Source organism: Mycobacterium sp. SP-6446 (assembly GCF_001954045.1).
Lineage (GTDB): Bacteria > Actinomycetota > Actinomycetes > Mycobacteriales > Mycobacteriaceae > Mycobacterium.
This window is the reverse complement of record NZ_MBEM01000077.1, coordinates 1-12,910: the sequence shown is the minus strand read 5'-3', so window position 1 is coordinate 12,910 and position 12,910 is coordinate 1. Positions and strand designations below refer to the sequence as shown.

Genomic DNA, 12,910 nt, shown 5'->3' with positions numbered 1-12,910 from the left:
TCCGAGCACCTGCGGTAGACGGACTCGCCGGTGTCGGTGCGCAGAGTGTCGACCAGTCCCGCCGCCGCCATCGACTGCAGCGTCCGGTACACGGTGGTCAGCCCGATGTTTTCGCCGCGGCGGCGCAGCTCGTCGTGCAGCTCCTGGGCCGAGCGGAATTCGTCGAGCGTCTCCAACAGCGTGGAAATCGCCGCCCGCTGGCGGGTGGACCGAACAGTCGCTCCCGTCACTGCGTGTCCTCGCTGGCGTGCGCGACCGCGTCGACGACGATGTGCGCGAGGTGGTGGTCGGCAAGGCGATAGAGCACTTCGCGGCCGGATCGCTCTCCGGCGACCACGCCCGCGGCTTTGAGGATCTTCAGATGCTGGCTCACCAGCGGCTGCGGCACCCCCAGGGCGTCGACCAGTTCGTGGACGCAGCGTTGGGATTGGCGCAATTGCAGCACGATCGCGATCCGCACCGGTGCGGCCAGCGCACGCAGCAGCTCGCCGGCGGCGTCGAGGATCTCCCGCGGCGGCGGCACGGGGTAGTCGCCGAAGTCGGTGTGCTCATGGGCAACCGCGCCGAGATCCGCAGTCGACGACGAGCCGTCGGCCGCCGTCGGCGTTGAGGAGGACATCACCATGGGAGAGTCATCACCTCGAGAGGTCCCGGATCGTAGGAGCGCCTGCCGGTGGAAGGACGATAGGCTTCCTCCACTGTCACATGCATGATGATGCATGTCAAAGACCGCGGGGCTGGTCGATACCATGACTGATGTTTTGCGCGCGGCGGTCGATCGCCGCACGCGTCCGCCCGACCCGGAAAGGGAGTGCACCACCCCGTGGCGTCCGTCATCGACACCGTAGTCAACCTGGCCAAACGGCGCGGCTTCGTCTTCCCCTCGGGTGAAATCTACGGCGGCACAAAATCGGCGTGGGACTACGGGCCGCTCGGTGTGGAGCTCAAAGAGAACATCAAACGGCAGTGGTGGCGGTCGGTGGTCACTGGCCGCGACGACGTCGTCGGAATCGATTCGTCGATCATCCTGCCGCGGCAGGTCTGGGTGGCCTCCGGCCACGTCGAGGTGTTCCACGACCCGCTGGTCGAGTGCCTGAACTGCCACCACCGGCACCGGCAGGACCACATGCAGGAGGCCTACGCGGCGAAGAAGGGCATCGACGACCCCGAATCGGTGCCGATGACCGAGATCGTCTGCCCGGACTGCGGCACCAAGGGCCAGTGGACCGAGCCCCGCGAATTCAACATGATGCTCAAGACGCATCTGGGGCCCATCGAGACCGAGGAGGGGCTGCACTACCTGCGTCCCGAGACCGCCCAGGGCATCTTCATCAACTTTGCCAACGTGGTGACCACGGCCAGGCGCAAGCCGCCGTTCGGCATCGGTCAGATCGGTAAGAGCTTTCGCAACGAGATCACCCCGGGCAACTTCATCTTCCGCACCCGCGAGTTCGAGCAGATGGAGATGGAGTTCTTCGTCGAGCCGTCGACCGCGCCGGACTGGCATCAATATTGGATCGACACCCGCCTGCAGTGGTATGTCGACCTCGGCATAAATCCGGACAATCTGCGCCTATTCGAACACCCCAAGGACAAGTTGTCGCATTACTCCGATCGCACCGTCGACATCGAATACAAGTTCGGATTCGTGGGCAATCCGTGGGGCGAGCTGGAAGGCGTGGCCAACCGAACCGACTTCGACTTATCAACGCACGCAGAACATTCCGGCGCCGATCTGTCTTTCTACGACCAGGTCACCGATACCCGGTACACGCCGTATGTCATCGAACCGGCCGCGGGGCTGACCCGGTCGTTCATGGCGTTCTTGATCGACTCCTACACCGAGGACGAAGCCCCGAACGCCAAAGGCGGGATGGACAAGCGGACGGTGCTGCGCCTGGACCCGCGGCTGGCACCGATCAAGGCCGCGGTGCTGCCGCTGTCTCGGCACGCCGACTTGAGCCCCAAGGCGCGCGACTTGGCCGCCGAATTGCGCAAAAACTGGAACATCGATTTCGACGACGCGGGCGCGATCGGCCGCCGTTACCGCCGCCAGGACGAGGTCGGCACGCCTTTCTGCGTGACGGTGGATTTCGACTCACTCGAGGACAACGCCGTCACCGTTCGCGCGCGCGACGACATGACACAGGAGCGCATTGCGATGGACGCCGTTGCCGATTACCTGGCGGTCCGGCTCAAGGGCAGTTAATCCGCAATTAATTGCCGAAAGTCCAGCCATTTTGGCGGCGGAGTGCTTTACGATCACCTGTGGCGGGTTTCACATGTGTCTAGTTGCCACGGGTGGGTGTCGAGCTGTGTGCAAGGGCGTTGATGCGGTGGACGTGTTGAGGGTGTTGTGATGCTCTTCCCCTGGTTGCCACCGGAGATCAACTCGGCGCTGATGTTTGCTGGCGCGGGTCCGGGGCCCCTGCTCGCGTCGGCGACGGCCTGGGACGCGTTGGCGGCGGATCTGTCGGGGGCGGCGGCGTCGTTCGATTCGGTCGTTTCGGGGCTGACCGGCGGACCGTGGACAGGTCCGGCGTCGTTGTCGATGGCGGCAGCGGCGGTGCCGTATGTGACGTGGCTGAACGCGGCCGCGTCACAAGCCGAGGCGGCGTCCGCCCAGGCCTTCGCGGCCGCGGCGGCGTTCGAGACCGCGCAGGCGGGCACGGTCCCCCCGGCCGCAGTGGCGGCGAACCGGGCGCTGTTGCTGTTGCTGATCGCGACGAACTTTTTCGGTCAGAACAGCGCTGCGATCGCGGCGACCGAGCTCGAGTACCTGGAGATGTGGGCGCAGGATGTGGCCGCGATGACGGGGTACCACGCCGGGGCGATGTCGGTGGCGGCCACGTTGCCATCGTTCAGCGCACCCCCGGTGGGCCTGGCGGGGCTGGGCGCCGGGTTGGGAAACATCCTGTCCTCGTTCTTGTCCTCGTTCGTCTCCTGGTTGTCGGGCCTGCTGCCGGTCGGAGGGTTGGCGGGATTGGCCGGCCAGGTCCAGACCTTCATAGCGGGCATTCCCGCCGTGCTCATCAATGCCGTGACTCAGCTTCCGACGACGTTGTCGGTGGTGCCGCTGACGTCGTTGGCGTCGGTGGCGCAGGTGGCGCAGGTGGGGATGGTTCCGGCGAGCATGGTTGCGTCGCCGATGATGAGCCTGGCGCAGGTCGCAAACGGCGCGGGGTTGGCCAGTTCCGCGGCGACCGGGATGGCTGCGGTTCCCCAGTTCGTCGGTTCGAGTGTTCCCCCAATGAATGTGCTGGGCGCCGCTACCGGCCTGGGGCCAGTCGGCGCCGGGTTGGGTAATGCGCGGTTGGTGGGGGCGATATCGGTGCCGTCGACATGGCCGGGGTCGATGCCGATGCGCATGGCCACCCCAGCGCCGGGCGGGCTGGGTGCTGGGCTGCCGAGCGCCGCGGCGGCCGAGGCGGCCGAGGTCGCTCCTGCGGCCGGGACACCGATGTCGCCGATGCCCGTGGGCGTCAACGGTATGCCCGGCAAGACGGACCGGGCGAGTCCGCATGTGGTGCCGACGAGGCCCACGGTGGTGCCCCGGACCGGGGTCGGATAGGGATCGGTCAATTCCAGATATCGAGCTCGGGACTGGCCTACGATAAAAGTGCTTGTGCGAAAGGGGGCATCGTGCTATTGCCTCTTGGGTCCCCACTGCCGAACGACGCGGTGTTGGCGCAACGTGGCGAGTCGGGCCTGCTCGGTCGCTTGTCGGTTCCGATGAGTTGGGGCGTCGCCGTTCCGCCGGACGACTACGACCACTGGGCTCCGAAAGCCGAAGAGGGCGCCGATGCCGACCACAAGGTCACCGACGGCGGCAATGCCGAGCCGGCCGCCGAAGAGGCCGAACCTCACTTCAAGGTGGCGCGGCAAACGGGTGTGGTGCCGCATTCTCCCGCGGCCGGTTGACGGCCAACACGCCTAGAAACGGCCGCCGCCACCCATAAAGCCGCCCGATGAGTGCGCGCTGCCGCCGAACGATGTGGGTCTCCATCCGCCGAAACCTCCCCTCATCGCGCCGGTGAGCAGGTCGCTGACGATGATTCCGCCCAGCAGCGCGCCGCTGTCGTCGCCCCTGCGGCGGGTATAGGCGCGCTGTGCCGACTGCACATCGGCGTTCGCCAACGACTGCGCGGTGGCGGCCAGCGTCGACGCCGCATTGGCGTGGGCGATCGCCTCGGCCGGACCGGCCGCCTGCTCGTGTGCGGCGGCCAGGTGCCGTCTGGCTTCGGCCAGCCGGGTCCGGGCCTCGGGCCCGACGCTCCCGCGCCGGGTGTCGATGTATTCGGAGACGCCGCGCACCCGCGACTCCGCGGTGAACAAGGCCTGCTCGAGTGATCGGTTGAGGCGCTCCGCGCTCGCCCGCTCCTCGGCCAGGGCGGCCAAGACCCGGTTGAGCTCGGCGTCAGCCTTGCCCAGGCGGGCGAACGCGCCCAGTGGATCGGTGCCGGCGCGCGCGCTGTCGACCGCGCTGATGGCCGCGTCGCGCGCCGCGCGCAGCTCGCTCTTGGGGTTCTGACTTTGCAGTTGCTGGTTGGCGCGCTCGATGCCCGCTTGAATGTCGGCCATGACCGACGGCAGCTCGTCGACGGCATGCCGGATGTCGCCGGCCGCGCTGTCGATCGCGTCGAGCAGCGACCGCGCCTGCCCGAGCGCCGATTCGGCGGCGCGGAAGGCGTCCACCAAGGCGCCCTGCTGTCCGCTCACGGGTCGGTCGGCCAGAGCGCGGGCCGCCCCGATGTTGCGGTCGGCGAACACCAGCCGCTCCTTGGCGGTCGTCACATTGCCGGTAACCGAAGTCAGTGCGGCAGGGTCGAATTCGTTGTGCAGCTCGGCCAGCCGCCGTTCGGCCGGGCCGATGCGGGCGGTGAGCTCGACGACCTGTTGGGTCAGCGCGTCGAGCCGCGATGCGGCGTTGATCACCAAATCGCGCAGTTTCTCGAACGCCTCGGTCTGTGACTCCAGCTCACGGTCGGCGCGTGCGGCCGACACGATCACGCGAGTGAGCAGTTCGCGACGTTGCGCCGGTGTCTCCGGTGTGCCGTCATCCAACTGCTGACGGACGGTGAACCCTTGGGACAGAGCTGTTTTGGCGTTGTTCACCGCCCGTGTGAACGGTTCGGTGCGCTGAGCGCCGAATTCGTCGACCGCGAGCGCGAGTTCGTTGCTGCTCGTGCGCAGCGCGTTGTCGACATCCACCAACATGGCCCGGGACAGATCGTCGAGGGCTTCCAGCGGCACCGTGGCCAACGCATTCGCGTCAGTTGGGTCGACCTTCCGCGCCGCGGCGAGCGCGGCCGCGCGGCGGCGCCGGGTGCGATATCGCGTGACCAACACTAGAAGCACCACCACGATGGCGACGACGCCCAGCGACACCAGCAGGATGACCCGGCCCGACGACCGGGGCGTCGTATCGAGCCCGTCGGCCGCGGCGACTGCCGCGCCGCTCCAGTCGCCGGCGTGCAGCGCGGGTTCGATCCGGTTGCGCCGCAGGTTATCCACCTGACCCGCGTTGATGGTCCTGATCGCGGACGGCACCAGAAAGGCGTATGCCCGGCCGGTCGTGGCCACCGCCAGCAGCGCGTCGTAGTCACCAAGGTCGCTGGCGCTATAGGTTCGCTTCGCCCAGTCCTCCGCGCTCTGTCCGGAGAAGTCGCGGACGTAGACCACCCACAGCCGGATGTGGCGATCGGCGTAGAGCTTGTCGGCGGCCGACGTCACCGCGGCGCGACCGGAGTCGGACAGGACCGCGGCGTTGTCGGTGACATACCCCGGCAGCGGAAACGGCGGTTGCGCGCCGGCCGATGGAGCCAGCAGCAGCCCAGCCGCGAGGATCGCCACCATCACACAGAACGGGCGAGCCGTGCGCATACTGGCAGACTGTGCCTCGGTGACCACGAATCAGCAAGACCCCTACGACGACTTCGACCGTCAGCGACGGGTACCCGAAGCGCCGAAGTCCGCGGGTCTGCCGGGTACCGAAGGCCAACAACACCGCACCGACTTCGCGCGGGATCGCGCCCGCGTGTTGCACAGCGCCGCGCTGCGCCGGCTGGCCGACAAGACGCAGGTCGTCGGGCCCCGTGAAGGCGACACCCCGCGCACCCGGCTGACGCACTCGCTGGAAGTGGCGCAGATCGGCCGTGGCATGGCCGTCGGCCTGGGCTGCGACCCCGACCTCGTCGAACTCGCCGGTTTGGCCCACGACATCGGACACCCGCCCTACGGTCACAACGGTGAGCACGCCCTCGACGAGGTCGCCGCCGAGTACGGCGGCTTCGAGGGCAACGCGCAGAATTTCCGGATCCTGACCAGCCTCGAACCCAAAGTGCTTGACGCACAAGGCCACAGCGTGGGCCTGAACCTGACTCGCGCGTCGCTGGACGCGGTCACCAAGTATCCGTGGACGCGAAACAAGGGCCGGGGCAAGTTCGGCTTCTACACCGAGGACCTCGAGCCGGCGGACTGGGTACGTCGGGAGGCGCCGGCGGACCGGACTTGCCTGGAAGCACAGGTGATGGACTGGGCCGACGACATCGCCTATTCGGTGCACGACGTCGAGGACGGTGTGGTGTCGCAACGCATCGATTTGCGCGTGCTCGCCGACGACGACGAGGCCGCCACGCTGGCCAAGCTGGGGGAGAGCGAATTCTCGCGGGTGAGCGCCGACGATTTCATGGCCGCAGCACGACGGCTGTCCGCGCTGCCAGTGGTTGCCGCGGTCGGCAAGTACGACGCCACACTGGCCTCGTCGGTCGCGCTCAAGCGGTTGACCAGTGAACTGGTGGGACGGTTCGCTTCGGCCGCGATCGCAACCACGCGTGCGGTGGCCGGGCCCGGGCCGCTCGTGCGGTACCAAGCCGACCTGCAGGTGCCCGACCTGGTGCGCGCCGAGGTGGCCTTGCTGAAAATCCTGGCGCTGCAGTTCATCATGTCCGACCCGCGGCACCTCGAGACCCAGACCCGGCAGCGCGAACGCATCCACCGGGTGGCCCAGTGGCTGTACGCCGGCGCACCCGGAACGCTCGATCCGGTCTTCGCCTCGGCGTTCACCGCGGCCGCCGACGACGGCGCCCGGCTACGGGCCGTCGTCGACCAGATCGCCTCCTACACCGAAGGCCGGCTGGAACGCGTCGATGCCCGGCAGGGCAGTCCGTAGCCATACCTTGGGGGCTAGGCTCCCGATATGACCAAACTCACCGCCGTTGCCGCCCTGCTGTCGCTGCCCGTGATGGCCGTCAGCGCATGCAATTCGCCTCAGCAAGCGAGCACGCAGCCGGGCACCACGCCGCCCGTCAAGAGCGGTGCACCGGATTCGTCGACGACGGCCAGCCCGTCGCCCGGCGGCGCGTCGCTCAGCGCCCAACTCAACGCACCCGACGGTCGCTCCGTGGCCACGGCGACGTTCGATTTCACCGGCGGCTACGTCACCGTCACCGTCAAGACCGTCACCGGCGGAATCCTGGCGCCCGGTTTCCACGGGCTGCACGTCCACGAGATCGGTAAGTGCGAGCCGAACTCGGTTGCGCCCAGCGGCGGGGCGCCCGGGAATTTCCTGTCCGCCGGCGGTCACTACCAGGCACCGGGGCACACCGGGAAACCCGAAAGCGGCGATCTGACCTCACTCGAGGTGCGCCAGGACGGCTCCGGCTACCTGGTCACCACCACCGATGGGTTCACCCGGGATCAGCTGCTGGCGGGCAACAAGACCGCGCTGATGCTGCACGGCCCCGACGGCACCGACATGGCCATGGACCGGGTCGCGTGCGGCGTCATCGGCCCCGCCAGCTGACTCGGCCGGGGCTTTAGACTGGGCCGATGGCTGGCCGCATCTCCGATCGCGATATCGCCGCCATCCGCGAAAAGGTCCGCATCGAGGATGTCGTCGGCGACTACGTCCAGCTGAAGCGCGCCGGCGCCGACTCGCTGAAGGGCCTGTGCCCGTTCCACAACGAGAAGTCGCCGTCGTTTCATGTGCGCCCGAATCACGGTCATTTCCACTGCTTTGGCTGCGGCGAGGGCGGCGACGTGTATGCGTTCGTCCAGAAGATCGAGCATGTCAGCTTTGTCGAGGCCGTCGAACTGCTAGCGGACCGGATCGGGCACACGATCAACTACACCGGCGCTGCGGCCACCAACGTGCAGCGCGATCGTGGCAGCCGCAGCAGGCTGATCGCGGCCAATGCCGCCGCGGCCGAGTTCTACGCCGCGGCCCTGGAGTCCGACGAGGCGGCCCCGGCCCGCCAGTATCTGACCGAGCGGAACTTCGACGCCGAAGCGGCCCGTCGTTTCGGCTGCGGATTCGCGCCGTCGGGCTGGGAGACGCTGACAAAACACCTGCAGCGCAAGGGTTTTGAGTTCAAAGAGCTCGAGGCCGCCGGCCTGTCCCGGGAGGGACGTCGCGGCCCGATGGATCGTTTTCACCGGCGTCTGCTCTGGCCGATCCGCACGTCGGCCGGCGAGGTGATCGGCTTCGGCGCCCGGCGGCTGTTCGACGACGACCCGATGGAAGCCAAGTACATCAACACCCCCGAGACACAGCTGTACAAGAAGTCGTCGGTGATGTTCGGCATCGATCTGGCCAAGCGCGACATCGCCAAGGGGCACCAGGCGGTTGTCGTCGAGGGCTACACAGACGTGATGGCGATGCATCTGTCCGGGGTCACCACCGCGGTGGCGTCGTGCGGCACCGCGTTCGGCGACGAGCATCTGGCGATGCTGCGCCGATTGATGATGGACGACAGCTTCTTTCGCGGCGAACTGATCTATGTGTTCGACGGCGACGAGGCCGGCAAGGCCGCCGCGCTGAAGGCTTTTGACGGCGAGCAGAACCTGGCCGGGCAGTCCTTCGTCGCGGTTGCCCCGGATGGCATGGATCCGTGCGATCTGAGGCTGAAGTCGGGCGAGGGCGCCCTGCGCGATCTGGTCGCGCGGCGAACCCCGTTGTTCGAGTTCGCGATTCGCAGCGCGATCGCCGAGATGGACCTGGATAGCGCCGAGGGCCGGGTCGCCGCGCTACGCCGCTGCGTGCCCATGGTGGGCCGGATCAAGGACCCCACGCTGCGCGACGAGTACGCCCGCCAACTCGCGGGCTGGGTCGGCTGGGACGATGTCGCGCAGGTCATCGACCGGGTGCGGGGCGAGGCGAAGAAGTCCAAGGCCCCGGCCCAGGGCGGTCGGGGACACGATGCCCCCCGCCGCGTCGCCCAGCAACCTCGGGCCACGGCCGAACCCGCTGCCCGGCCCGACCCGCGTGACCCGACGCTGTGGCCCCAGCGAGAGGCGCTCAAGTCGGCGTTGCAGTACCCGGCGTTCGCCGGCCCGGTGTTCGACACGCTGACGGTCGAGAGCTTCACCCATCCCGGGTATGCGGCCGTGCGCGCGGCCATCGACGCCGCCGGCGGTACGTCGACGGGCGCCACCGGGGCGCAGTGGATCGAGGCGGTGCGCCAGCGGACCACCTCGGAGCTGACCGCCGGCCTCATCAACGAGCTGGGGGTGGAGGCCATCGCCGTCGACGACGAGAAGCTGCCGCGCTATATCGGCGGGGTGATGGCTCGTCTGCAGGAGGTGTGGATGGGCCGGCAGATCGCCGAGGTGAAGTCGAAATTGCAGCGCATGTCGCCCATCGAGCAGGGCGACGAATATCACGCGCTGTTCGGCGACCTGGTCGCGATGGAGGCCTATCGACGCAGCCTGTTGGAGCAGGCTAGCGGCGACGATCTGACGGTGTGAGGGCCTCGTCGGCCTGTCGCTCGGCGGGGCGTTCGACGATCGCCGTCTGGTCGTCGATCTCGGCGAGCGTCACAAACCCGGCGTCGGGCGAAATCCGATTGGCGATCTTGCGGCGGCCGCCTTCGATCATCGACTTGGCGACGGGGCTGCTGGTCAGCGCGCGATAGGTGCCGGCGATCTGCTCGTATCGGCGGCGCCCGGCCTTCGAGCCCAGCACGTAACCCAGCGCAAGCACCACGACATACCGGATCAAAGCGTTCCTTCCCGACGATCGATGGCTCCATCCTGCCTCACGCGGCCGGGTGCTCGCCTGCCCGCTCCCCGTCCTTCTAGTTGGGTGCGGCCGGGCCAGTACGCTAGAGTCGTCCCGCGATCTGCGCAGATTCGCGCGGGACGGGTTAATCCCCTGTAGCTCAATTGGCAGAGCGTTCGGCTGTTAACCGAAGGGTTCCTGGTTCGAGTCCAGGCGGGGGAGCGTAACTGCCACTGACGGTTTATTCGCCGGAAAATGGCCGCAGCCTCATCGCCTACCGCAACGGCGCGGCCAGTATCTCGGGACCTGACGCCAACGTCCCCGACATGCGGAGGGCACATCCGCGGGATCGCGGGAAGGCTATGGAACAGTGATTGAACGCCCGAACGCGGGGAACTGCTACTGCTAGTGAGCGCAGGACGGCGATGTCCAGCCTCGAGCAAACCTTAATTGAAGATCAAAATAACCGATGACTACGGAAATCTATTAGAATGTTGTCTAACAAGCCTAGGGCCTCAGCAAACAAATTGCGGCAAAAGCAAAAATTAATGTCGCCCGATTGCAATCCGAGCCACAAATACATTCAACAGTGTCCTGAATGCGATGAGATACACGAAACGCGCAGGCAGAACGACGAGTACTGCATTCAATGTAAAGACAACAAAATGACTGCGTAGACCCGCTGGGGGTCTACCCGGTTCCGTCGCGCAGCGATGGACGGACCACCGGTCGGTGTTCTGCGAATTTTGGGTCTAGCTTTCGATGGCATTCGGGTGTTGGCTTGCCCTGTGGCAAACAGCCACAACGGTTGAGGAGGCACCACCATGACCATCGTCTCGTTCGTAACAATCCACCCAAATCCGGGCGTCCAGTGGGACGAGGTGCAGAAGCAACTCAAGAAGACAACTGACCTAGCCCGCAAGCACGGCGCCGAGAACATCACCGTGCTTGCGACCATGGTCGGCGGTCCGGCGACCAACACCATCGGCCTGCTCTCCACCGCCGAGGATTGGGCGCGGTACGGCCAGATCCAGCAGGACTTGATGGGCGATCCTGAGATGCAGGCCGCCTTGATCGAGGCTGGCCAGATTGCAACGTGGGAGACGTACGTCAGCCAGACGATCGAGGTGTAACGCGCCACGTTGCGAGTAATCGAACCTCACATTGGATCGGACCGGCCCCGTTGGGGCCGGTCCGTTTCGCTGGGATATGACAAACTGTGATCGGCGTAGCGTCCGCGCGATCTCGAATGTGCCGCGACCACAACATACTTCAGGAGGGCGCATGGGCTACCTAATGTCGAGTGTGAATCCTGGGCTTTGCGTGTGCGTTCAGGGCGGGAAAATCGCCTGAATCCCGCCACCAGCTCACACTGAAAGCGCAGGATTCACACTGAAAGCCGAGGATTCACACTCGACGCCCTAAACCCGGGCTAGTCGTAGACCGGCCGCCACATCGCGTCGTGCACGGCCTGCCGAACATCGTCGTGCTCCCGGGTCGCCACTCCGTCTTCGACGGCGGCGCGGTAGACGGCCTCCGCGACCGCCGCCGAGATGTCACGCAGGTTCTGCACATCGGGCAACAGCGAATCGCCAGGGTTTGCCGGACTGGCCTGCCGCACAATGGCTTTCGCCGCCGCCTGCAACATGCCCGGGGTGAACAGCCGCGCCCGGGCGACGATGATGCCCAGGCCGATTCCGGGGAATACCAGCACGTTGTTGGCCTGGCCAATGGTGTAGGTGGTGCCGTCGTACTCGACTGGGGCGACCGGGGTGCCGGTGGTGATCAGCGCCCTGCCCTTGGACCACTGCAGCACATCGGCGGGCATGGCCTCCATGTGCGAGGTCGGGTTGGACAGCGGGAAGATCATCGGCCGTTCGCAGGACGCGGTCATCGCCTCGACGACCTCCTGGTTGAACGCGCCGAACACCGTCGACGAACCCAACAGGATGGTGGGTGACGCCAGCTTGATCGCGTCCACCAATCCCACCCGGGCCCCGGCGGCCACACCGAGCTGCTGGCGGTTCTTGGCATAGGGCACCTGGAAAGCGCGCAGGTCGTCCATGTCGTCGAACAGCAGGCCCTGCTTGTCGATCGGCCAGATCTGCGACCTGGCTTGCTCGTCGGTGGCGCCGTCGGCGACCATCGCATCCCGGATCTGATCGGCGACACCGATGCCGGCGGTCCCGGCCCCGAAGACGATCGCTTTCTGGTCGCGCAGCGGAACACCGGTGATGTGGCAGCCGCCGTAGACGGCGGCCACGACCACCGCCCCGGTGCCCTGGATGTCGTCGTTGAACACGCAGTAGTCGTCGCCGTAGGTCTGCAGGATCTTCCGGGCGTTGAGCGGCCCGAAGTCCTCGAAATGCAGGATGGCATGCGGAAACATCGCGTGGGCGGTCTCGATGTAGCGCCTGATGAACTCGTCGTACTCCTCGCCGCGGCGCCGGGCGTGGCGGTTGCCCAAATAGAACGGGTCTCGCAATAGCTGTTCGTTATCCGTGCCGACATCGAGTGACACCGCGATGCAACGACGGGGATCGACGCCGCCGCCGGCGGTGTAGAGCGCCAATTTGCCGACGGCGATTTGGATTCCGCCCACACCCCAGTCGCCGATACCCAAGATGGCTTCGGCGTCAGTGCAGACGATCAGGTCGACGTCGTCCGGTTGCAATCCGAACGTTTCGAAGGCCTCGCCGATCTCGTCGGGCTCGTCGATGGTCAGAAAAAGCCCGCGCTGCCCACGGTATTCGTCGGAGAAGCGCTGAATGGCCTCGCCCACGGTGGGCGTGTAGACCACCGGCATCAGCTCGGTCAGATGGTCTTCGAGCACCTTGTAGTACAGCAGTTCGTGACGGTAGTGCAGCTGCTCGAGGAGCAGATTGCGCCCCAGATCCGTTGCGAGGCTTT

At 66.7% G+C, this 12,910-nt stretch carries 12 protein-coding genes and 1 tRNA gene; 8 read left to right on the top strand and 5 right to left on the bottom strand.

Features of this window, described 5'->3' with window-relative positions; all coding sequences use genetic code 11:
• Positions 1 to 230: transcriptional repressor (locus A5736_RS06190; protein WP_175611208.1), on the bottom strand; the 230-nt coding region annotated here is incomplete at its 3' end.
• Complete coding sequence (locus A5736_RS06185) at positions 227 to 619, bottom strand: ArsR/SmtB family transcription factor (protein WP_371328362.1); 393 nt, start codon at positions 617 to 619, stop codon at positions 227 to 229. The genes A5736_RS06190 and A5736_RS06185, both read right to left, overlap by 4 nt.
• A 192-nt stretch (positions 620 to 811) precedes the next feature.
• Between A5736_RS06185 and A5736_RS06180 the strand changes: the two genes are divergently transcribed.
• From A5736_RS06180 to A5736_RS06170, 3 genes are all read left to right on the top strand, one after another.
• Positions 812 to 2,209, top strand: coding sequence for a glycine--tRNA ligase (locus A5736_RS06180; protein ID WP_175611207.1), 1,398 nt, complete (start codon positions 812 to 814; stop codon positions 2,207 to 2,209).
• Positions 2,210 to 2,359: 150 nt separating this feature from the next.
• Entirely contained in the window at positions 2,360 to 3,571 is a 1,212-nt protein-coding gene (locus A5736_RS06175) for a PPE family protein (protein WP_076245118.1), read from the top strand.
• Positions 3,572 to 3,642: 71 nt separating this feature from the next.
• Positions 3,643 to 3,921 (top strand): hypothetical protein, encoded by a 279-nt coding sequence (locus A5736_RS06170; RefSeq protein ID WP_083667199.1) that lies wholly within the window; start codon positions 3,643 to 3,645, stop codon positions 3,919 to 3,921.
• A 12-nt stretch (positions 3,922 to 3,933) separates the two neighbouring features.
• On the opposite strand, the gene A5736_RS06165 is transcribed toward A5736_RS06170, so the two are convergent.
• On the bottom strand, positions 3,934 to 5,883 hold the full coding sequence (locus tag A5736_RS06165; protein WP_076245116.1) for a TPM domain-containing protein: 1,950 nt from the start codon (positions 5,881 to 5,883) through the stop codon (positions 3,934 to 3,936).
• Between the two features lie 19 nt (positions 5,884 to 5,902).
• On the opposite strand from A5736_RS06165, the gene A5736_RS06160 reads away from it, so the two are divergent.
• The 3 genes from A5736_RS06160 to dnaG are packed head-to-tail and all read left to right on the top strand — an operon-like array spanning position 5,903 to position 9,747.
• Positions 5,903 to 7,171, top strand: coding sequence for a deoxyguanosinetriphosphate triphosphohydrolase (locus tag A5736_RS06160; protein ID WP_076245115.1), 1,269 nt, complete (start codon positions 5,903 to 5,905; stop codon positions 7,169 to 7,171).
• Between the two features lie 27 nt (positions 7,172 to 7,198).
• Positions 7,199 to 7,804 carry a superoxide dismutase family protein gene (locus A5736_RS06155; protein ID WP_076124358.1) on the top strand — a complete coding sequence of 202 codons (606 nt, stop codon included), beginning with the start codon at positions 7,199 to 7,201 and terminating at the stop codon, positions 7,802 to 7,804.
• A 26-nt stretch (positions 7,805 to 7,830) separates the two neighbouring features.
• A complete protein-coding gene (dnaG, locus tag A5736_RS06150; protein ID WP_076245113.1) occupies positions 7,831 to 9,747 on the top strand; it encodes a DNA primase in 1,917 nt (638 codons plus the stop codon).
• Here dnaG and A5736_RS06145 read toward each other — a convergent pair.
• Positions 9,722 to 10,000: a hypothetical protein gene (locus tag A5736_RS06145; protein WP_076124353.1), complete on the bottom strand. Its 279-nt coding sequence runs from the start codon at positions 9,998 to 10,000 to the stop codon at positions 9,722 to 9,724. The genes dnaG and A5736_RS06145 overlap by 26 nt on opposite strands.
• Positions 10,001 to 10,149: 149 nt before the next feature.
• Between A5736_RS06145 and A5736_RS06140 the strand changes: the two genes are divergently transcribed.
• Together A5736_RS06140 and A5736_RS06135 are read left to right on the top strand one after the other, a co-directional pair.
• A tRNA-Asn gene (locus A5736_RS06140) sits at positions 10,150 to 10,222 on the top strand.
• 602 nt (positions 10,223 to 10,824) lie between these two features.
• Positions 10,825 to 11,133, top strand: a complete 309-nt coding sequence (locus tag A5736_RS06135; protein ID WP_076124350.1) for a hypothetical protein — start codon at positions 10,825 to 10,827, stop codon at positions 11,131 to 11,133.
• Positions 11,134 to 11,432: 299 nt separating this feature from the next.
• Here A5736_RS06135 and A5736_RS06130 read toward each other — a convergent pair.
• The coding region (locus A5736_RS06130) for an NAD-dependent malic enzyme (RefSeq protein WP_139333160.1) at positions 11,433 to 12,910 on the bottom strand (1,478 nt) is incomplete at its 5' end.

Bases quoted from the DNA above. Each gene is read 5' to 3' on its own strand.
- A5736_RS06185 (WP_371328362.1), bottom strand. From the start codon at position 619: ATGTCCTCCTCAACGCCGACGGCGGCCGACGGCTCGTCGTCGACTGCG.
- A5736_RS06175 (WP_076245118.1), top strand. From the start codon at position 2,360: ATGCTCTTCCCCTGGTTGCCACCGGAGATCAACTCGGCGCTGATGTTT.
- A5736_RS06165 (WP_076245116.1), bottom strand. From the start codon at position 5,883: ATGCGCACGGCTCGCCCGTTCTGTGTGATGGTGGCGATCCTCGCGGCT.
- A5736_RS06155 (WP_076124358.1), top strand. From the start codon at position 7,199: ATGACCAAACTCACCGCCGTTGCCGCCCTGCTGTCGCTGCCCGTGATG.
- dnaG (WP_076245113.1), top strand. From the start codon at position 7,831: ATGGCTGGCCGCATCTCCGATCGCGATATCGCCGCCATCCGCGAAAAG.
- A5736_RS06135 (WP_076124350.1), top strand. From the start codon at position 10,825: ATGACCATCGTCTCGTTCGTAACAATCCACCCAAATCCGGGCGTCCAG.